The organism is Limnobacter alexandrii (genome assembly GCF_005871185.1).
GTDB lineage: Bacteria > Pseudomonadota > Gammaproteobacteria > Burkholderiales > Burkholderiaceae_B > Limnobacter > Limnobacter alexandrii.
Genome location: NZ_SWKN01000006.1, coordinates 591,216 through 612,697, shown reverse-complemented (window position 1 = coordinate 612,697; position 21,482 = coordinate 591,216). Strand labels below are relative to the sequence as shown.

Sequence of the window (21,482 nt, the reverse complement as noted above, 5' to 3'; positions counted from 1 at the left end):
TTGAATGGATCAGACGCCACATTTGATCACATTCACACCCCAGAGTTAACCCTAGGCTTGCCGATGGTAAACTCGATCGCCATCGTTTTATTTGCCTCGCCATGTCGCTGCTATCAAGCCTTTTATTGCTCATCGTGGTTGCCCGTTTGTTTGGCCGCCTGTTTGCGCGCTACAACCAACCAGAGCTGATCGGCGAAATTCTGGCTGGTGTGTTATTAGGCCCGGCCATTCTGGGTTTGATTGAACCCAACCAAGCCTTGGCAGGTGTTACTGAACTGGCCGTGTTCCTGATTATTCTGAATGCTGGCCTTGAAATGCAGTTCTCTGACATTGTGGGCGCGATGAAAGGCCGTGGCCTGATGTTGGCTGCCATCAGCTTTCTCATTCCTTTCGGGGGTGGCGTATTGGTGGCTGCCGCATTCGGGCAAGACATCATGCGCATGATCTTTCTGGGCCTGTGCATTTCAATCACCGCATTGCCTGTGGCCGTAAAACTGATGGACAGCCTTGGCATTTTGCACACACCCATCGCGAAGTTCTCGCTGGCCACTGCTGTGGTGAACGACGTGGCTGCATTGTTTATTTTGGGCATTGTGTTGAACCTGCCTGAAACACTCACCCTGGGTGACGCCAGCGTCGCCGTGGGCATTGCCACATTGAAACTGATGGCCATGGGTCTGGTGGTTGTGGGGCTGAATCAGTTACTAAGCTGGCTTGAAAAACGCAATGTGAATGTGCAAGCCTTGCCAGAGTCGATGATCAAAGTGTTTGGTCCCGAAGCCTTGTTTGGTATCGTGATTGTGTTTGTGTTGGTGTTTGGCACCATCAGTGAAGCCTTGGGATTTCATTTCGTGATCGGTGCATTTTTTGGTGCACTATTTCTCGACAAGAAACACTTCATCGCCTCGCGCTACAAGGATCTGCAAAGCACCTTAGGGTCCATCACCAACGGCTTTCTCGCGCCCATATTTTTCGCCTACCTCGGGCTTGAATTGCAATTGGTCAGTCTGACCGAGTGGGAATTCCCCCTGATTGTCATCGTGGTGTCGATTGTCACCAAGCTATTCGCGGGCTGGTTGGGCGGCTTGATGGTGGGCATGGACCACCGTGAGGCACTGGGCCTGGGTGCCGTGCTCAATGGCCGTGGCGTGATGGAATTGGTGGTGGCCGGCATTGCTTACCAAAACGGTTTTATCGGCCCCACCATGTTTTCAACACTGGTGCTAATGGGCATTGTGACCACCTTCCTCACCCCTGTGTTTTTCAAGCAGGTGTATCGTGGCAACAAGCTTGAGGAATACAGGCAGGAAAACCGCCAGTGAAATTAGCCGTTGTTTTTTGCGGCCATCACATGCCCCGGCCAGGTAATTTCAAGCTCATAGGAAATTGAGCGCGACAAACCATCCAGGTCTGGAAACAAGGTGGCGTGGGTAATGTTCATTCGGTACAGGGCCAGCATGGCCTCTTTGCGAATGCCGGCTGGCAAAATAAATTTGCGCAACATCGCCGGGCCGGTTTCGTACTGCTGGATAATTTCATCAATCGGTTTGTCCAGCACACCCGGCACCACAAAAGTACCCGATTGCGCCACCAGCCGCCTGTCCATTTGGTCGGGCTCGCCCACCCACATGATGTCGTTGGCGTTCGTCGCAAAATAACGATCAAAGTTACCGGGAATACGCGGGTCGATCATGTCGCGGTGCAGGGTGGCATTGTTGATGGGCGTGGCCATCCAAAGGCGTGGTGTGTCCAGCGCAAACACCGCCGAATTTTTTACTGCTCGTTCCAATGCAAAAAATGCGGCCACAAAAGGCGACTTGGTGAAGTCGAGCATGCGCGTGGGTGCGCCGTGGTGCTGCATCAATGCAAGACAGCGAATGTCGTCGTCGAGCACACTGGCATCGGGTAAATAGTTGTGTGCTTTGCGGCGGAAAATTCGAAAGGCGCGTTCTTCACGCGACCGCCAGGATGCTTTGTCGGGCACATAATTCTGAAGGTATCGCGACAAGGAACTGAGCAGGGGCCAGTCCGCGTCTTGCAAACCCCGAAATGCCCAGCCATCGCATTCTGAAGTCAAGGCAACAAACTCGTTCCAGTCGGCAATGTGTATGGTTTCCACAATTCACTCCCTGCTAACCACTGTTCCTCAAACCAGTGGCAATGCCGTTGATTGACAAATGTACACCCCGCGCCACCCGTTCGTCGGCCTCGCCTTGCCGGTGCCTGCGCAGCAACTCCACCTGCACATGGTTCAATGGATCCACATAAGGAAAACGTGCCTCGATGGAGCGTTTAAGCAATGGGTTGTCGGCCAGTAATTCATCTTGTCCAGTCAACCACAACAGCCCTTCCACAGCGCGCGCATGCTCGGCAGCAATGCTGCCGAATATTTTTTCTCGCAGCGCCGGGTCTTCCACCATGGCTGCGTAGCGCGATGCAATCGCCATGTCGGCTTTGGCCAACACCATGTTCAAGGTTGACAGCATCGTGTTAAAGAAAGGCCATTGTTTGGCCATGGCTTGAAGTTGTTGCAAGTCGGCATCGCCCAAGCTGTTGCGCAAGGCAGCCACAGCCGTACCAAAACCATACCAGCCTGGCAACATCACGCGGCTTTGCGCCCAACTGAACACCCACGGAATAGCGCGCAAGTCTTCGATGGTCCAATCGGCCTTGCGTGAAGCAGGGCGGCTGCCAATGTTCAAACTGGCAATTTCAGAAATGACTGTGGACTGTTTGAAGTACGCCAAAAATCCTTCGGTGTTGTAGACCAAATCACGATAGGCATTGAATGCGTGTTCCGACAACTGCGCCATCAATTCCAGGTACTTGGCAGGCACTTCGCGCGTCAGTTCAGTGTGCTCAGACACCATCAGGTTTGCAGAAACAAGTACCTCAAGGTTTCGCCTGCCCAGCGATTCAATGCCGTATTTGGCAGCAATCACTTCGCCCTGTTCAGTCAGGCGAATTCGCCCATCCACCGCACCCGGCGGTTGACCCAGAATGGCATGGTAACTGGAACCACCGCCACGGCCCACCGAACCCCCACGGCCATGGAACAGGCGAATTTTAATGCCGTGTTTTGCAAACACATCCACCAAACCAATTTCGGCTTGGTACAGGCTCCAGCCCGATGTCACAAAACCACCGTCCTTGTTGCTGTCAGAGTAACCCAGCATCACTTCCTGCACATGCCCGCGTGAAGCCACCAAGGCGCGGTACTCTGCAATATCAAACAGCTGCGCCATAATTGCAGGGGCCGCTTGCAAATCGCCAATGGTTTCAAACAGCGGCACTATGTTGACCGCCAATTCACCTTGGGCCACATTCAGCAAATGCGCCTCTTTCAGAAGCACCGCCAACTCCAGCAGGTCGCTAACCGACGCGGTTTTGGAAATAATGCAATTCTGAATGGCCGAAGCACCGAGTATTTGATGCGCCAATTTGGCTTTTCTAAAAATTGCCATTTCCGAATGGGTGCGTTCGCTGTACTGCAAAGAATTGCTGAACAGCAAACGCGGCGTGCGCAGTTCGGCGCACAGCAAATCAATTCGTTTGTCTTCGCTGCAGGCGAGGTAATTAATTTGCCCCAAGCTTGATTGCCTGAACAAATCGTCCACCACTTCTTCAAACACATCGCTGTTTTGGCGAAGGTCAAGTGCCATCAGCGAGAAGCCAAATACTTTCACTTTGCGCGCCAACAAGGCCAAACGCCCCTCGGCAATACGTTGCATGCCGTTGTCACTCAAGGCCTGGTACATCACATTCAAGTCTGCAAGCAAATCCGCTGCATTCAGGTAGGCCAGCGCCACGCTTTCGCCTTGTTGCGACTGAACCAGCGTGGCCTGAACGCGGTTTCGAATTGCCACACAAGCGCGGCGCAAGGTTTCATCCTGGCGGTGTGCAGAGTCTTCGCCTGAGGTGTTCGCCAAAGCGGTCAGTGGCGGATTGGGTTTCAAGAAGTAATCGGTCACACTGAATTCGCGGATCAGGCAATTCACCTCGGCCAAATAATGCTCAAGCACTTTGCGGCTTTGAATTTTCAAGGTGGTGTCTAGCACCTGCGCGGTTACAAATGGGTTGCCATCGCGATCCCCGCCAATCCATGAACCCACGGTGAGCACCTTGCCCAAGGGGTCTTCATTCACCGGTAAAAAATTGTCGGTGCTTGGCAAATTCAACAGGCTTTGCAAGCGCCTGTACACTTGCGGCACCTGCGCAAAAAAGGTGGAATCAAAGTAAGCCAGCGCGTTGTTCACTTCATCGATTACGCTAAGCTTGTTCCGGCGAAGCAGGCGTGTTTGAAACAGGCGCTGCACTGCGGCTTTCAGTTCATCCCGCCAGGCCTTGCTTTCCTCCAGCGTTAAACGAATTTCATCGCGGTGGCGAATCAACGCAATAATGCTTTGCTGCGCATCCAGCACACTTTTGCGCTGCACTTCGGTGGGGTGTGCAGTCAACACAGGCACCGATTCGGTTTGCTTCAAACGAGCAAGCACCGCATCGCGGTTGACACCAACCCGGTCCAGCTCGGGAATGGTGTAATCCAGGCTGGCCTCGCGTGCTGGCATGCCTGCAAGTTCATGCTCGCGGTTGCGGCGAATCAAGTGGCAGTCTTCGGCAATGTTGCTCAACATTGAAAAAATCGAAAACGAGCGTATCAAAGAAATGGTTTCGTCTTGCGACAAGGCCTCAAGCCGTGCCTCGAGCTTGGCACGTGCCGCATTGTCGTCAAACCGACGGTACTGCACCGACAGTTGCCGCACTTCTTCAATGGCTGCAAACACGGTCAAACCTTGTTGCTCAGCAATAATTTCACCCAGCAGCGCGCCCAGCAGGCGAATGTCCTCCCGCAACGGGGAATCTTTGTCCTCGATCACAAGCCGTCCTCCGACCACAACGCGCCAGCCCGCAAAGCCATGGCGGTGGCCGATGAAGGCCCGTACGTGCCGCTGGTGTAAGGCACAGGTTCCATGCCGTGGCTTTTCAAATCATTCAAAATACGGTCCACGAATTGCCACTGGGTTTGCACCTCATCCCGTCGTAAAAACAGGCCCAGGCGACCACGAAGAATGTCAGTGATCAAACGCTCGTAAGCATCACGCACGGGAATGCGCCAGGTATTGAAAAAGTCCAGATCCAGCGAGACAGGTTTTAAACGTTCCCGCTCGCCCGGTGTTTTTGCAAGCAACTTCAATTCAAGTTTGTCTTCGGGCTGCAAGTGAATCACCAACTGGTTGCCCACCCACTGCCCACCGACCGGTTCAAACAAAGGTTTGGGCACATCGCGAAACTGAATCACGATTTCTGCAAAACGGCGCGGCATGCGTTTGCCCGTGCGCACCAAAAAAGGCACACCCGCCCAGCGCCAGGTTTGCACTTCGGTGCGAAACGACACATAGGTTTCTGTGGTGGAATTGGCTGCCACGCCCTTCTCATTGCGGTACTTGGGTACGGGATGCCCCTTCACATAACCTTCGCCATACTGACCCACCACAATCTCCGGAATGCCCGTAATTTGGGGCACTTTCAATGAACGCAGCACCTTCAGTTTTTCATCGCGCAGGGAATTGGCCTCCAGGCTAACCGGGGGCTCCATGGCCACAATGGCCAGCAACTGCAAAATATGGCTTTGAACCATGTCGCGCAGCGCACCAGCATGTTCATAAAAACCGGCACGGTCTTCAACGCCCAAATCTTCAGCCACTGTAATTTGTACATAGGCCACATGTTCGCGGGTTAACAGTGGCTCAAAAATACGGTTGCCCAATCGCAAGGCCAACATGTTTTGCACTGCCTGTTTGCCCAGGTAATGGTCGATGCGGTACACCTGCGATTCATCCAGCTTGGCGGCCACCGCTTCTTCAATCAAGGCAGATTCTTTCGCGTTAAAACCCAAAGGCTTTTCAAGCACCAGGCGAAGCTTTTCAGGATCACGCACCGTTGGAATGCAATTGATCAAATCAATAAAACGGGAAGAAGGCAGGGCGGCATAGTGCACCACAGGTTCCGGGCTGCCCGCCACGGCATTGGCCATGGCGCGGCACGATTCAGGCGTGCCCAACACCACCTGCAAGGTGTGCAAGTAAGGCAGCAAGGCAGGAATAGATTCGCGGGCCGCCTCGTCGCCTGCCGCTTTCAGAAAAGTATCCACCTGCGCCAAAGCCTCGTTTGGCGTTAATACCTCGCGTTGTGCGAAGATGATTCTGGACTCGGCAGAGAAATAACCCGACTTGGCCAAATGCGCCAGTGCCGGAATAATTTTGCGCTTGGCCAGATCGCCGCCTGCACCATGCAGCACAAAGGTGAAAGCGCCAACGGGCAAGGGAGAATTGTCAGTCATTTTTGGATCCGTTCATCTCGATCAAGTCGATTACATTAATTGATAATTTTTTGTAATTATGTTACAAACGCCTGGAGTCTACAAGCAATCTCATCAAGGTCTGTGCAATGGCAACCACACTACATCCCACACTGCTTGCGCTTCGCGAACGCATTGAACAACGTTCCAAAGCCACGCGCACAGCCTATTTGAACAACCTGCCACAAGGCCCACAAAACCGCACTGCTGTTGGCTGTGCCAACCTGGCCCACACCACAGCAATTTTCCCCAGCAGCACCAAGCGAGTTATTTCCTTACACAAGTCACCGCACCTGGGCATTGTGACTGCATACAATGACATGTTGTCGGCCCATCAGCCATTTGCGGTTTACCCTGAAGTGATTGCCCAACACGCACGCGCAATGGGCGCAACCACTCAAGTGGCGGGCGGCACACCGGCCATGTGCGACGGTGTCACCCAAGGCCGCGAGGGCATGGAACTGTCGCTTTTTTCACGCGATGTAATCGCACTGTCTGCCTGTGTGGGCTTGTCACACGATGTATTTGACGGCGCCATTTTGCTGGGCGTGTGCGACAAAATTGCACCGGGTTTGCTCATCGGTGCGCTTGGCTTTGGCCACCTGCCGTTTGTATTTATCCCGGCAGGCCCCATGGAAACAGGCTTGTCCAATTCAGAAAAAGCCAAAACCCGCCAACTGGCCGCACAAGGCAAAGCCTCGCGCGAAACCCTGTTGCAGTCTGAAGAAAAGGCTTATCACAGCCCTGGCACCTGCACCTTTTATGGCACGGCCAATTCCAATCAGCTGATGCTGGATTTCATGGGTTTGCAGTTTCCCGGTGGTGCGTTCGAGCCGCCCAGCAGCCCACAGCGCCAGGCACTGATCGGTGAAAGCGTACGCGCCATTGAAAGCGCCACACGCAACCCGGCATTGAAACTGGGCACACTGGTAGATTCCCGCTGCCTGATGAACGCACTGGTGGGCCTGATGGCCTCGGGAGGTTCCACCAATCACACCATTCACTGGATTAGCGTGGCCCGTGCGGCTGGCTATTTGATTGACTGGACCGACCTGGAAACCATTTCCAGCGTCACGCCGCTGTTAACCCGCGTGTACCCCAACGGCACTGAAGATGTAAACGCATTTCAGGCCGCAGGCGGTACCGCAGGTTTGCTGGCTACGCTGATTGACGGCGACTATGTCGACGGTGAAGCGCCCACTGTGTGGGGCACCCCCATGGCCGACACCGTGGCCGAAGTGTTACCTACCACGGAAGTATTTTCAACGCGCAAACCGGGTGCATCGCGCAATACCGAAGTGCTGCGCCCCCACAGCAACCCCTTTCAGCCCGATGGCGGCATTCGCCTGATGAAAGGCAACCTGGGCCGCGGAGTTTGCAAAGTATCGGCCGTCAAAAAAGAACATCGATTTGTAGAAGCGCCCTGCCGTGTATTCACTGACCAACATCAAGTGATTGACGCTTTCAACAAGGGTGAGTTTACCGAACCCGTTGTGGTGGTGCTGGCCCACCAAGGCCCGCGTGCCAATGGCATGCCTGAACTGCACAAACTCACACCCATTCTTGGCATTCTGCAAGATCAAGGCTTGCCAGTGGCGCTGGTCACCGATGGCCGCATGAGTGGTGCATCGGGCAAAGTACTGTCCGCCATTCATGTGTGCCCCGAAGCCAAAGCCGATGGGCCCATTGCGCGGCTTCGCGATGGCGATGTGGTGCGGGTGGATGCTAATGAAGGCGTGTTGAACACCACAGCCGACCTCAGCAGCCGTGAACCCATGGCCGAACCCGCACAGGCTGTCAGCCACGGCCGAGGATATTTTCAGGTGTGGCGCAACACCGTGAGCAGCGCCGAAGAAGGCGCAAGCAACCTGTTTCCCCAATGAATCAAGGAACACCCATGAACACCCCGGACACTCGCTTGGAACGAACAAAAAACTGGCTGCGCCAAGGCGTGTTGCCTGTTGTGGTTATAGATGATTTAAAGCAGGGCCTTGAAATAGCCGAAGGCCTGTGTGCGGGCGGTATTACGCAGATTGAAATTACACTGCGCACCCCGGTGGCACTGCAAGCCTTGGGCGAAATTGCCAAGCGCTTTCCGGAAATGAACCTGTCTGCGGGCACGGTATTAACGCCTGCGCAATTTGACCAAAGCGCCGACCTGGGCGCAACGCTCTTCATTTCACCGGGCCTGACCGAGACGCTGGCTGACCATGCACTGAAGAAGGGCTACGCCTGGGTGCCCGGTGCGGCCACCGCTTCTGAAATAATGCGAGGGCTGGAGTTGGGGTTTGAATTACTCAAGTTTTTCCCCGCCATGGCAGCAGGCGGACCCAAGGCACTGGCAGGCATTACTGCCCCACTGGCCGCAGCACGCATTGTGCCCACAGGCGGTGTGACGCTGGAGAACATGCCACAGTGGCGCGAAATCAAGGCAGTGCAAGCCGTGGGCGGCACCTGGCTGACAGCAGGGCTTGATGGTGTTGGCAATGTGGCCAAGGTGGTTGAGCAGCGTGCAGCGCTGGCAATGGCGGCGTGGAACAACACCGTGCTGGTTTAAATCGCCCAACTTTTTGGCCCGATCGGCTTGTGTTCCGATCTCTCGCCTGCCGGTTAACTGCCCGATCGGCTTGGATTCCGCTTATCGACCGCTCGTTAATAGCCCACTCGGCGCGAATTTCAATCTCTCGCCTGAAAACCTGTACTCCCCTTGCTGAGCCTCACGATGCCTGAGAACGACCCTCCTAAACAGCGGGTCGGGTCCGTTCTCTGTCGCCCATACTGGGCAACACCGGCCCTGCTCGGCACGCAAGGGCAGGTTTTCTTGAAGGCGAGGCGATCGAAACACCGCCGCCGATTGGGCTACAGACCCAGCCGACGGTGACGCGGAGCTGAACTTGCAATGGGTCGCACGATGACCAGTCAGAAAACTTGCCGGCTTGGCGCGCCGAGACTAACGATCGCGCCCTGGCGCGAAAGCCAAGACCCGACCGTTACTTTTGGAGGGCTTGGCTTAGTGCAGACTCAAGCTGACAAGACGATATGCCAAGTTTTCGGGCAGCGGCGACCCTTCAAGTTCAGATCCAAAGTCACCAGTGACATGCGGCACAAGTAACACACGCTGAGTTGACAAGAAACCACCGAGGCGCCCCTTCAAGTTCAGCTTCAGCCCCCTCGGGTTACACCCAAGTGGCACAAACTCACCCCCATGCGACACTGCCCGCAGTATTCACAAGAACAACACCATGTCACCCAATCATCTTTCCCCGCCCCCCTTGTTGATGTCGTTCATCATCTGGGGCTTGGCCGCCGCGTTTTACCTGTTCGGTTTTTTCCAACGTGTTACACCGGGCGTGCTCACCGAAGAACTCAGCGCCACGTTCGACCTCAGCCGCGCAGCGCTGGGTAACCTCTCTGCGTTTTACTTCTATTTCTATGCCGCCATGCAAATACCGGTGGGCCTGTTGGTCGATCGAATTGGTCCAAGAAAAATTCTGACCGCTGGCTGCATACTCGGCGGTATTGGCGCACTGATGTTCGGCTTTGCTCCCACACTGGCTTGGGCGGCAGTGGGGCGTGGCCTTGTGGGTGGCTCGGTTGCAGTGGCCTGGGTTTCCATGCTGATGCTGGTGGCCCAGTGGTTTTCGCCAGCGCGTTTCGCCAGCATGTCGGGCGTCAGCCTGGCTGTTGGCACCATGGGTGCAGTGTTGGCCGGCGTGCCGCTGCGTGCTTTAAGCGACCTTTTCGGATGGCGCATGGTGATGGGCGCAAGCGGAATTATCGCGTTGATACTGGGCTTGCTCATCTGGATCTATGTGCGCGACATGCCTTCGTACCGCGGCTACAAAAATCATGTCGCCAAGCGGCCCGAGAATGAAGTGACGCTGCCCCTGCTCACTGCATTGGGCCACACCCTTCGGTTCCCTGCGGTGTGGTTGATTTTCTGGATACCCAGCGGCGTGTGCGGCGCCATTTTAACGTTCACGGGCCTGTGGGGTGTTCCTTACATCACCACCTGGCATGGGCTCAGCGTCAAAGAAGCGTCGCTAATTGTCACCGGCATGCTGATCGCATTTGCTGCGGGCAGCCTGTTTTTTGGGGCACTGTCCGACAAACTGAAACAGCGCAAACTACCCTATTTCCTGGGTGCAATTTTCTCAATCAGCGGCTTCATCATTCTGGGATTCAAGCCTGATCTACCCATTGCAGTGGTCTCGGTTTTGCTGTGGGCTACAGCCTTTGGTGGCGGCTCCATGGTGCTTAGTTTTGGTTACGTGAAAGAATCGGTGCCCCATCATTTGGGCGCTACCGCGGTGGGTATTGTGAACCTGGGTGTGATGGTCGGCCCGCTGGTGCAGCAACCGGTACTGGGTGCAATTCTTGATCACTATGCGGCCGCAGAAAACATCACCGGTGCCTATTCAAAAGCTGGCATGACAGTGTGTATGCTGGTTCTTGCTGCGTGGGTGGGCACATCGATTCTAAGCTTGATGTTGAGTAAAGAAACTTACGCCAAACCGCGTTTTGCATGAAGCAATTTGATTCAAAGCCCCTGCCAAACTGACAGAGGCTTTGTGCGGGATAAATTAGTGCAAAGTCACTGGATGCTGCATCCAGGGCTTGTAGCTTTCGATGAAAGCTTCGATGTCGTCGATATCGGGTTCTTGGGCGGCGAGGTATTTCACCTCTTCGCGGAATTTTTCAGCCGCATCGCCCTGCAAAAACAGTTCGCGCTGATTGTTCTTGTCCACGATTTCAATGCCAAGGCTGGGTTGCCCCTCGCTCATGACCAAATCCACCACGCAGTAAAAGGGGCTATCAATCATCATTAACATCGCAAACCTCCAAATAATACTTTCAGGTTGAATATGGTGATCTATCTAGCAATTTCAAGGCCACGCCTTGGGCGTCTAACCCCTTACGCAACTTCCTCCACTAATGTGATATCGGCAAACCAGTCGTTCCATTGAGGCTCGTTCAACAACTCTAACACTTGTTCCGGGTGACTTTGGCTTTCCAGTTCGACTAACAGTACATCGGGTTGGTTCAATCTTAAAGTGCGAGCAAGGTGAGTTGTAAGCACCAATTTGGAGGAACAACACAAACAACCGGGGCTTAAGCGCAGCACATGAATGCCCCGCGCCTTGCGCTCGGCGTCCAGCCCGAACAATTCAGCCTGTGCTTCAACCGATGCCACTGAAAAAATTTCCGTGCTGGCCATCAAGGTGATTTTGCCAGCACTCGCCTGCTCGGAAAGCAATGCCTCAATTCGCTTGGCTCGCACTTGCGGATTGCGACCCGAAACCAGAAATACATGCGTTTTCATTTGCGCCAGAAGGCTGGTGTGAACAGCACCAGAATGGTGAACATTTCCAGGCGCCCCAGCAGCATGGCAAAAGAGCACACCCAGGTCTGGAAATTGCCCAGCGCAGCATAATTGTCGACAGGTCCAAATTCACCCAAGGCCGGGCCCAGATTATTGATCATGGAAATACCTGTGGTCAGTGCCGACACAGGATCAATGCCCGTAAATATCAACAGCATGGTGATGGTGATCACGCTCATGCCATACATCAGCATGAAGGCCAGCACACCAAAAATAACCTGAGAACTCACAGCTGAACCGCGAATTCGCACCGGGTTAATGGCGCGCGGGTGCAGAATGCGTGAAAGTTCACCAATGGCATGCTTGAACAGAATAACCGCGCGCAACATTTTGATGCCACCCCCGGTGGAACCGGCTGCCGTGGCGAACATGCTGAGAAACATCATCAACAAGGGTGCAAACAGCGGCCACTGCCCATAGTCGGTGTTGGCATATCCGGTGGTTGTGGCAACCGACACGGTGTTGAAAAGTGCATACCGGAAGGCTTCACTGAAGGTGGTGTATTCCTGATGCGCCAACAGGTACATGGTGATCAAGGACACCGCGCCAACCATCAGCATCAAAAACCATTTGGCTTCCGGGCAATTGGCGTACGGTCGAAATGATTTACCACGCCAGGCCAGAAAATGAATCGAAAAGTTCACCGCCGCAATCATCATGAACACCACGGCCACCATCTCAATGGCTGCGGAATCGAAATAGGCGTAACTTGCATCATGCGATGAAAACCCGGACAGGGACACCGTGGTACCGGTGTGCAAAAATGCATCCAGCCAGGTCATGCCAGCCAGCTTGTAACTGATGGCACAAGCCACCGACAAAGCGAAGTACACCATGTACAGCGACTTGGCGGTTTCTGTAATTCGGGGGGTCAACTTGCTGTCTTTCATCGGCCCGGGTGTTTCGGCCTTGAACACCTGCGAACCGCCCACACCCAGCAATGGCAAAATGGCCACCGCCAAAACCAGAATACCCATGCCACCCATCCACGACAACAAGTGCCGCCAGATATTGATGCTGGCTGGCATGTCGTCCAGACCACTCAGCACAGTCGCGCCTGTGGTGGTTAGCGCAGACACCATTTCAAAATAGGCATCTGTAACGCTGAGGTCATCGAAGAACAACACCATGGGAATGGTGGCAAACGCGGGCAAGCCCGACCACACTGTAGACACCAACAGAAAACCATCGCGGGGTTGAAGTTCGCGGCGAAAGCGACGGGTTAATACATGCGCGGTAATGCCAATGCCAAAAGTGACTAAAAAACCCGTGGCAAACGCGTGTACCGTGGGCTCCCCGGTCAGAAAAGCGTAGGTGAGTGGCACCAAAAACGCCACCGAGAACAAGGCCACCGCAAAGCCCAATACACCGAGCACTGGAAAAAGCGAGTTCCTCATGCTGCACGCGCCACTTTAGATGAACCCCACGCCGACCTGGAACAGTTTTTCCACCTGCGGCACCAGCTTGCGGTTTTCTACGAAGGTAATGATGTGATCCTCGGCCTCAATCATCGTGTCGTGGTGCGCCATGATCACTTTGTCACCGCGCACAATGGCACCAATCACAGCCCCTTTGGGCATGTCGATTTTTTCAATGGTGCGGCCAACTACCTTCGAGGATTTCGAATCACCATGCGCAATCGATTCAATGGCTTCTGCCACACCGCGACGCAGTCGATGAACGGCCACCACATCGCCCCGGCGTATGTGCTTGAGCAATTCACTGAGTGTGGCGTTTGAAGGGGCCAGTGCGATGTCAATTTGCCCGCCTTGCACCAGCTCGGCATACACCTTGCGCTGAATCAGGGCGATTACCCGGCGTGCACCCATGCGCTTGGCCAACAGCGACGACATAATGTTGTTCTCGTCGTCGTTGGTCAATGCAATGAAGGTGTCCACGTCTTGCACATTTTCTTCGGCCAGCAAGTCTTCATCAGTGGCATCGCCATACAACACCAAGGTGCGCGAACCCAGTTGATTGGCCAGGTCTTCGCAACGCTTGCGGTCAGCGTCAATCACCTTGACCTGGTAATTTTCTTCAAGGCTGCGGGCCAGGCGCAAACCAATGTTGCCACCACCGGCAATCATCACCTTGGTGACCGGTTTGGACATGCGCCGCAATTCGGACATCACCGTGCGCACATGTTCCGTGGCCGAGAGGCAAAACACCTCGTCGCCCGGTTGAATCATCGTGTAGCCCTCAACGGCCACGGGCTGGTTTTCGCGGAACAAAGCCACAATGCGAACGTCCACTTTGGGCAGGTGTTTGCGAATGTCTTCAATCGGGTGTGACACCAAAGGCCCGCCCGCATACGCACGCACCGACACCAGAGTCACTTTGCCATCGGCAAAGTCGAGCACCTGCAATGCATCGGGAAATTCAATGAGGCGCTCAATGTGATTGGTCACGCTTTGCTCGGGGCAAATGACATGGTCTACATTGAAACCTTCATCACCATGCAGGCTCGCTTGTTCCATCATCTCTGGCGAACGCACACGGGCAATTCGGCGAGGCACATTGAACATGAGTGCAGCCATTCGGCAGGCCACCAAATTGGTTTCGTCGCTGCGGGTGACAGCCACCAGCATGTCAGCGTCTTCCGCACCGGCTTGTTTCAGCACGCGCGGCAAAGCGCCGTTGCCGGCAATGGTGCGCAAATCGTAGCGGTCTTGAAGATCAGCCAGCACCTTGGGGTCTGGATCGATCAGGGTGATGTCATTGTGTTCGGACACCAGGCTTTCAGCGAGGCTGGCCCCCACACGCCCGGCGCCGACGATGATGATTTTCATGCGATATTTTTGCGCGCAGTGCGGCCCACTTCCACGCCCAGCTGCTTGAGTTTGCGATACAGGTGCGTGCGCTCAATGCCGGTACGTTCGGCCAGGCGCGTCATGCTGCCGTTTTCAAGGCGCAGGTGATACTCAAAATAAATGCGCTCAAATGAATCACGGGCATCGCGCAACTGCGCATCCAGATCAAGCGTGGACAATTCAGCCAAGGCCTGCCCCAAGGGGCTTGAATCGGGTGTTGCCGCCATGGCGCCCGGTGCAGCAGCGGGTGCTCCACCTGCATTGCTTGAAAGGCCACTGGCACCATTGGATTTGGGCTGTGACTGCATCAACGCACGGGCTGACTGCACCATTTTTCCGCGAGCCAAACCTTTTTCAACGGCGCCCAACAACTTTTGCAGTGAAATGGGTTTTTCCAGAAAATCGAGTGCGCCAATGCGTGTCGCCTCAACGGCTGTGTCGATGGTGGCGTGACCACTCATCATGATTACCGGCATGGTGAGCAGGCCCTTGACCGACCATTCTTTCAACAAGGTGACGCCGTCGGTGTCCGGCATCCAGATGTCGAGCAACACAAGGTCGGGCTGCTCTTGGTCACGCAACGCACGCGCCTGACCTGCGTTTTCGGCAAGCAGCACAGCATGTCCTTCGTCACCGAGAATCTCGGACAAGAGTTCTCGAATTCCAATTTCGTCATCAACAACGAGAATGGTCGCCATGGTTAGAAAGTTCCTTCTTTATGCGGCCTGACTATGTTCGGCATTGTTCAAAGTGTCCTGCAATACGGGGAAGGTTAATTCCACCGCCGCACCAACAACCCGCCCTTGTGCATCTACCCTGTTTCTAATGGCAATTCGCGCTTTGTGCTCGTCTGCAATTTTTCGAACAATTGCCAAACCCAAACCGGTACCTTTGGTTTTCGTGGTGATGTAAGGCTCGAAGGCCTTGGCCAACAAGTCAGGGTTAAAACCCGGGCCGTTGTCAGCCACCACCAACTTCACACCGACCAAATGTTCATGTTCACCTTCGGGGGCTTTCAAACCCTCGGTGCGAACTTCAACTTTGGGTTGATCACAATCGACACACGCGTCTAATGCATTTTGCAACAAATTATGAATCACTTGGCGCAACTGCGACGAATCTCCTGCCACCAGCGGCAATTTTTCAGTCAATTTTGGAACGAAGCGGTTTTCTGCCTGCTCTTCAATGCCCACATGCACATCGTACAGCGCCAACACATCGACCACCAAGTCGTTCAAATCCAGTGGCTTCAAATCAGCCGGGGGCAAACGCGCGTAATCGCGGAAGTCATTCACCAACCGTTTCAGCGATTCAACCTGGTTCACGATGGTGCGGGTGGCACGTTGCAAAATTCCGGACTCCGGTTCTTGCAGTTTGCTGGCCAACTTCATTTGCAAACGCTCGGCTGACAACTGGATCGGGGTAAGCGGGTTTTTAATTTCATGCGCAAGGCGACGCGCCACTTCGCCCCAGGCTGCTGTGCGTTGCGCTGAAATCAGTGCGGTAATGTCGTCGCACACCAGCACATAACCCGCCTTTTCGCCGGGCAATCGAGAGCCCCGAACCAGAATCGATTTCGAGCTTTGCGAATCGAACGCGCGCGGAATTTCAAGCTGCTTTTGCCAAATACCACTTTCCTCACCCTCATTGCCCTGGTTGTCGGCCACGCTGGCGCGAACCGCCATGGCAAAACCTTCCAGGCCGGGCATGTCATCCAGCGGGTGGCCCTGGTTTTCAGCCAGGGATCGATCAAAAATTCGAAGCGCGCCGTCGTTGTACATTTTCAAGCGCAGCTTGTGGTCCAACACCAGCACGCCAGCAGACAAACTGGTCAAGAGGCTTTGCAAAAAATCATTGTTGGCCGCCAGTTGATTTTGATTGGCCTGCAAACGGCGCTGCGCTTCCGACAACTGCCGGGTCATGGTGTTGAATGAATCCACCAACTCGCGCAGTTCATCGTCGGCATTCACGGGCTGCATGGTTTTGAAGTTACCACTGGCCAGTGCCTTCGTTCCTTCGGCCAACCAAAGCAGGGGCGACGACAAACGCGAAGACAACCAGAACGCAGCAGCCACCGAAACAAACACGGTGAGCAACAAAGCAAGCGTGAGCGTAATGCCGTAAATTTTTCGCAAACCCGAACGCGACAACTGCAATTCTTGATAATCGCGATACACGCTTTGCACCGCATTGGCCCGCTGCGAAAGGGTGGTGGGCACCGGGTGCATAATTTGCACATAACGCTGACCCAGATCAAAACTGGTCAAGGGTGGCGCAATGGGCACCACCACACGCATGTACAGCCTTCCATCGGGATCGTCGGGGTCTGGTTCAATTTGCTGGAAAGGGCGTGTCATCAATGCCTGGCGCAACATCACCTGCGTGGGCAAGCTGGGCAACAGGCTATCAAGTTGACCACCTGAACTGCCTAAAATTTGTCCGGTCTCAGACAGCAAGGTGAGCTCTTGCACATTGGCAGCGTCACGTAGCCGGGGCAGTTCAAGCAATTGCTCGCTGGGCGTGGCGCGCGAGAGCTCAATTGAAATGGACTGCCCTTTCAAGGCCAACTCATTGATCAAACTGTCCAGCGCGGTTTGACCCAAATTCAAACCCGATTCCAATGCGCCATCCACCCGCACATCGAACCAGCTGTCGATACTTTTGGCCAGAAACTGGACTGAAACCAGATACAGCACAAAGCCGGGGATCAAACCCATGAGTGCGAACGACAGCGACATGCGCAACATAAGCCGCGAGCCAAAAACACCCGCGCGGTACCTGCGAACCATGCGCACGATCAGCAAAGCCAAAATGCTGAACAAGCCTGCGGCAATGATGCCGTTCAAAGTAATCAGCAGGGGGTAATTGTTTTCGAAAAAATCAGTGTTCGACGAAGCCGAGGCCAGCAGAAACAGCAAGACCCCACCCAGGCTACCCAGAATCAGCAGCGTGTAACGCAGCCATCGGGTATTTTCCAGCCAGGGATTCATTTCCAGGCCTCGCGCTTGGGCGTGAACTCAAAGGTGAGCCACTCGGACGACAAATCCCATTCGCTGTTGACCAGGGCGCTGATTTGAAATGGCTTCGGCAGTTCAGTCAGCAGCAGGCGAAAGCGCACCTGCGCGGTATAAGGCTGCCCAATCTCGATTCGATCCCGGGGAATCACCGCCCAGTCTCGCACCTTGGTCATGTGCTGCATGGCGTCTTCAAGTGTGGGGGTGTTGTAGGTGTTGTTGGGAGTGACCACACGGTAAGTGCGGGTGAGGGCGTTGTATGACAGGTTCAGCGGGTAAGTGGTGCTGACCACTTCTTCGTCAACCCAGTACCAGCGAGAACGCATCAACTGAAAGTCGACCGTGAATTGCAAGGGCAAACCACGGTCAACGGCCTCACGCAGCTTGTGGCCCAACTCAATTTCAAACTCTGCAGCCAGATTCCATGCTGCTGCCGCCGGCGCCTTGCTGGGTTCTAACTTGACAGCAGTAACCCGTGTTGAAGAATCAAGCTGAGCCCACCCCATGGTCAGGACGCACAGCAGCACCAGGCCCAACAGCCCATGCAAAACGTAAGTCCATGACGAGGAACGGGCCTGGCTAAATTTCAAGGCACATCCTCAAGCGGTTAGGGATTTTTCAAATTTGGCGTAAAAGAACCCGTCAGGAGATGCATCAAAGCCTTGGTCGGGGTTGGCCGGTGCAACTGGCAACACCCAGCCGGGCGCAGTTTGCGCCAGGGCATCGGAATGATTGTCTAGAAATGCTTTTGCCAACAGGGGCCCCTCTTCAGGAAAGATGGAACAGGTCACCAGCAAAAGTGTACCGCCCGGCTTTAGGGTAGACCACAAGGCATTCAGTATTTTGTGTTGTATCTGCGACAACTTGGCAATATCGTCCGGTCTGCGCAACCACGGAATGTCGGGGTGGCGACGAACCACGCCAGAACCCGTGCATGGCACATCGGCCAAAATACCGTCAAAAGGTACGCCGTCCCACCAAGTATCGAGCAACTCGGCCTGCGCCACCTTCAGGCGCAAATCCCATTGACCGTTCAGGGTGGGTGCAATGCGGCGAATATTGTCTTCGACGCGACCCAAGCGCTGCGGGCTGGAATCAAGCGCCACCAGTTCAATGTCGGCCAACTCAAGCAAGTGTCCGGTTTTTCCGCCTGGTGCTGCGCAGGCGTCCAGAATGCGCTGGCCGTTTTGAGGATTCAACAATTGCGAGGCCAGCTGCGCTGCGCTGTCTTGTACCGACACCTGGCCCAAGTCAAAACCGGGCAGGGCAGACACCGGCACCGGCTTGGCCAGCAACACGGCCTGCTCGCCGATCACACGGGCTTCCATGCCAGCAGCATTCAATTGATCGGCATAGGCATTCGCCGAACTGCTTCGTGTGTTGACACGCACCACCAAGGGTGGGTGGCTTTGCGACTGGGCCAACATGGTTTGCCACTGTTGTGGATGGCTGGTCTTCAGCTTTTCAACCCACCAGGCGGGCAGGTTGTGCTGCGCCAGAGGATCTTCAAGGGCCTTGCTTCGCCAGGTGTTTGAGTCGCGCAGAAAATTGCGCAAACAGGCATTGGCCAGCCCTTTGGCACGTGCAAACTGCTCGCTGCCCGTGCAGGCGTACACCATTTGATCGACCACGGTGTGTGCGGGGTACTTGGGGTTTTTGTCCTCCCACAGCAAACCAAAACCCAAAGCCATCAATTCATTCAAGGGCTCAGGGTTCAAAAGCGCTTTGCCGCTGATGAGGCGGCTTAGCACTTGCCCGCGGCCCAGATTGCGCATACCGAAGTAAGCCAGATCTTGAATGGCACCCAAGGCCTGCGGGGTTTTGACACCCTTGGTTTCAGCCGCAAGCGCTTCGTCAAGCGAGCGGCCCTCCCGCAGTACCCGGGTCATGACTGCTGCCGCTTTCAGCAGGGCAAATGCCAAGCTGGCTTCCGTCAGCTTGGGCGGTGTGCTGTGAACCGGCTTCAACGCGGACCGCCAGTGCGGGCCATGTCCATCAAGCGGGCAATGCGTTCTTCAGTGGGTGGGTGGGTTGAAAACAGGCTGGCAACGCCTCGGCCTGACAGGGGATTCATGATCATCATTTGAGCGGTTTCCGGGTGCGCTTCGGTGGTACGGAACGGAATGCCTTTGGCATAGCGTTGAATTTTGTCCAGGGCGCTGGCCAGGGCGGCCGGGTCACCGCAAATTTCAGCGCCACCACGGTCGGCCTCGTATTCGCGAGCGCGGGAAATTGACATTTGAATGAGCGACGCTGCCAAGGGTGCCAAAATAGCCAAAGCAATACTGGCTATCGGATTCATCGCTTGGCCGTTTTCGTTGCGTCCACCGAAAAACAGGGCGAAGTTGGCCAAGGCTGAAATAGCACCTGCCATGGTGGCGGAAATGGTGGAGATCAGAATGTCGCGGTGCTTCACATGGGCCAGCTCATGGGCCATCACGCCCCGTAACTCTCGCGCAGAAAGCACCTGCAAAATACCCGTGGTTGCGGCCACTGCGGCGTTTTCCGGGTTGCGCCCGGTTGCAAATGCGTTGGGGGCGCTGTCATTGATCAAGTAAACACGCGGCATGGGCATGTCAGCGCGCTGCGCTAGTTCAGCCACCATGTTGTAAAACTCGGGGGCATTGCTGGCATCCACTTCTTTGGCTTTGTACATGCGCAAAACCATTTTGTCGGAAAACCAGTACGCACCAAAGTTCATCACCAGGGCAAAGCCCAAAGCCAGCAGCATGCCGCCACGGCCACCCACCATGCCACCCAGCACCACGAAAAGGGCGGTAATGGCCGCCATCAACATGAAGGTTTTCATCCAGTTAAACATGATCTTGCTCATCCTGGCCGATCAGCGGCCTGTTGATTCGACAACTTGAAAATAAGGCTTTTTCGCGCAATTTCAAGATTTGCGCGGCCAACCTTGCCTTAGTTGGAGACTGATTCGCCCAATTGGTTTCCGGCCTGCAAACCCAAAGCCTGCGCCACCTGCTGCGCCGGCTGACGCTTGCCGCCTGCTTTCTGCAGCGTGCGAACGCGCAGCACGCCTTGCCCGCATTGCACCTCTAGGCCATTGGAATCAACGGACAACACTTCGCCCGGTTTACCCATCAGGCCGGCCAGTGCAACAGTTTCAGGATCAAAACATTTCAGGGGTTCACCGCCCCACACTGTGTTTGCGCCGGGAAATGGGTCGAAGGCACGCAGTGTACGCTGAAGTTCAACGGCACTGCGGGCCCAGTTGATCAGGCCCTCGGCTTTTGTAATTTTCTCGGCATAAGTTACCCCCACTTCTGGTTGTGGAACCAGGGGCAATGTTTCTGCCTGAAGTGAATCCAGCGCCTCGACCAGCAAATCACCGCCCAACTCGGCCAATTTGTCGTGCAGGGTACTGGTGGTGTCGGTGTGTTCTATCGGCAAGGCCCGCCACAGGCGCACAGGGCCTGTATCCAGCCCGGCTTCCATTTGCATGATGCACACGCCGGTCTCTGTGTCGCCCGCTTCAATGCAGCGCTGAATGGGTGCGGCACCGCGCCAGCGCGGCAGCAAACTGCCATGAATGTTCAGGCAACCCAGGCGGGGCGCGTCGAGAACAATCTGCGGCAAAATCAGCCCATAAGCGGCCACAACCAACACATCCAATGGCTGGCCATGCACTGCAGTTTTCAAGGCCTGAAGCGCGTGTTCGGCTTCCTCGCCTTTTTTCAGGCTGAGGGGTTGCAACACGGGGATGCCGTGTTCCAGTGCCAGTTGTTTCACAGGCGAGGCCTGTAGTTTCATGCCGCGGCCAGCAGGCCGATCGGGCTGGGTCAGCACCAGGTGCACCGGGTAGCCAGCGGCAATCAGCTTCGCCAGCGCAACCCGGGCAAACTCGGGCGTGCCAGCGAAACCCACATTCAGGGTTCGATTCATAGGGGAGTTAGCAA

The 21,482-nt window shown here is 55.1% G+C and carries 17 protein-coding genes; 4 read left to right on the top strand and 13 right to left on the bottom strand.

The genetic code is table 11. From position 1 onward, the window contains the following. Positions 1 to 101: 101 nt before the first annotated feature. Complete coding sequence (locus FCS97_RS03125) at positions 102 to 1,322, top strand: cation:proton antiporter (RefSeq protein WP_138516490.1); 1,221 nt, start codon at positions 102 to 104, stop codon at positions 1,320 to 1,322. A 2-nt stretch (positions 1,323 to 1,324) separates the two neighbouring features. Here the strand turns inward: FCS97_RS03125 and FCS97_RS03120 are convergent, their stop codons facing one another. From FCS97_RS03120 to zwf, 3 genes are read right to left on the bottom strand one after another with little or no spacing between them, the layout of a single operon-like run. Further along, a complete protein-coding gene (locus tag FCS97_RS03120) occupies positions 1,325 to 2,119 on the bottom strand; it encodes an FRG domain-containing protein (RefSeq protein ID WP_138516488.1) in 795 nt (264 codons plus the stop codon). 13 nt (positions 2,120 to 2,132) lie between these two features. Continuing rightward, entirely contained in the window at positions 2,133 to 4,877 is a 2,745-nt protein-coding gene (gene ppc, locus FCS97_RS03115; RefSeq protein WP_138516486.1) for a phosphoenolpyruvate carboxylase, read from the bottom strand. Then, positions 4,874 to 6,340, bottom strand: a complete 1,467-nt coding sequence (gene zwf / locus FCS97_RS03110) for a glucose-6-phosphate dehydrogenase (RefSeq protein WP_138516484.1) — start codon at positions 6,338 to 6,340, stop codon at positions 4,874 to 4,876. Before zwf ends, ppc begins: the two co-directional genes overlap by 4 nt. A 107-nt stretch (positions 6,341 to 6,447) precedes the next feature. Here zwf and edd point away from each other — a divergent pair, with 107 nt between their 5' ends. The 3 genes from edd (at position 6,448) to FCS97_RS03095 (ending at position 10,887) form a co-directional block, all read left to right on the top strand. Continuing rightward, complete coding sequence (gene edd / locus FCS97_RS03105; protein WP_138516482.1) at positions 6,448 to 8,241, top strand: phosphogluconate dehydratase; 1,794 nt, start codon at positions 6,448 to 6,450, stop codon at positions 8,239 to 8,241. Between the two features lie 14 nt (positions 8,242 to 8,255). Beyond that, positions 8,256 to 8,915: a bifunctional 4-hydroxy-2-oxoglutarate aldolase/2-dehydro-3-deoxy-phosphogluconate aldolase gene (locus tag FCS97_RS03100; protein WP_171035146.1), complete on the top strand. Its 660-nt coding sequence runs from the start codon at positions 8,256 to 8,258 to the stop codon at positions 8,913 to 8,915. 685 nt (positions 8,916 to 9,600) lie between these two features. Then, entirely contained in the window at positions 9,601 to 10,887 is a 1,287-nt protein-coding gene (locus FCS97_RS03095) for an MFS transporter (RefSeq protein ID WP_138516478.1), read from the top strand. A 54-nt stretch (positions 10,888 to 10,941) separates the two neighbouring features. Here FCS97_RS03095 and FCS97_RS03090 read toward each other — a convergent pair whose 3' ends face one another. The 10 genes from FCS97_RS03090 to fmt all read right to left on the bottom strand — a co-directional run bounded on the left by FCS97_RS03090 (position 10,942) and on the right by fmt (position 21,456). Continuing rightward, complete coding sequence (locus FCS97_RS03090) at positions 10,942 to 11,190, bottom strand: BTH_I0359 family protein (RefSeq protein WP_040511986.1); 249 nt, start codon at positions 11,188 to 11,190, stop codon at positions 10,942 to 10,944. An 83-nt stretch (positions 11,191 to 11,273) separates the two neighbouring features. Continuing rightward, positions 11,274 to 11,681, bottom strand: a complete 408-nt coding sequence (locus FCS97_RS03085; protein WP_138516476.1) for a GTP-binding protein — start codon at positions 11,679 to 11,681, stop codon at positions 11,274 to 11,276. Beyond that, positions 11,678 to 13,138, bottom strand: coding sequence for a TrkH family potassium uptake protein (locus FCS97_RS03080; RefSeq protein WP_138516474.1), 1,461 nt, complete (start codon positions 13,136 to 13,138; stop codon positions 11,678 to 11,680). Before FCS97_RS03080 ends, FCS97_RS03085 begins: the two co-directional genes overlap by 4 nt. 15 nt (positions 13,139 to 13,153) lie before the next feature. Next, a complete protein-coding gene (gene trkA / locus FCS97_RS03075; protein WP_138516473.1) occupies positions 13,154 to 14,530 on the bottom strand; it encodes a Trk system potassium transporter TrkA in 1,377 nt (458 codons plus the stop codon). Next, a complete protein-coding gene (locus FCS97_RS03070) occupies positions 14,527 to 15,249 on the bottom strand; it encodes a response regulator (RefSeq protein WP_138516470.1) in 723 nt (240 codons plus the stop codon). Before FCS97_RS03070 ends, trkA begins: the two co-directional genes overlap by 4 nt. Before the next feature lie 18 nt (positions 15,250 to 15,267). Beyond that, positions 15,268 to 17,541 (bottom strand): ATP-binding protein, encoded by a 2,274-nt coding sequence (locus tag FCS97_RS03065; protein WP_138516467.1) that lies wholly within the window; start codon positions 17,539 to 17,541, stop codon positions 15,268 to 15,270. Beyond that, complete coding sequence (locus FCS97_RS03060) at positions 17,538 to 18,155, bottom strand: DUF4390 domain-containing protein (protein ID WP_138516465.1); 618 nt, start codon at positions 18,153 to 18,155, stop codon at positions 17,538 to 17,540. Before FCS97_RS03060 ends, FCS97_RS03065 begins: the two co-directional genes overlap by 4 nt. 9 nt (positions 18,156 to 18,164) lie before the next feature. Beyond that, positions 18,165 to 19,532 (bottom strand): 16S rRNA (cytosine(967)-C(5))-methyltransferase RsmB, encoded by a 1,368-nt coding sequence (rsmB, locus tag FCS97_RS03055; protein ID WP_138516463.1) that lies wholly within the window; start codon positions 19,530 to 19,532, stop codon positions 18,165 to 18,167. After that, positions 19,529 to 20,386 (bottom strand): zinc metalloprotease HtpX, encoded by an 858-nt coding sequence (gene htpX / locus FCS97_RS03050; protein ID WP_138516461.1) that lies wholly within the window; start codon positions 20,384 to 20,386, stop codon positions 19,529 to 19,531. Before htpX ends, rsmB begins: the two co-directional genes overlap by 4 nt. Positions 20,387 to 20,484: 98 nt before the next feature. Further along, the gene (gene fmt / locus FCS97_RS03045; protein WP_246065998.1) at positions 20,485 to 21,456 is read right to left on the bottom strand and encodes a methionyl-tRNA formyltransferase; all 972 of its coding nucleotides are present in this window, start codon (positions 21,454 to 21,456) and stop codon (positions 20,485 to 20,487) included. Between the last annotated feature and the right edge of the window lie 26 nt (positions 21,457 to 21,482).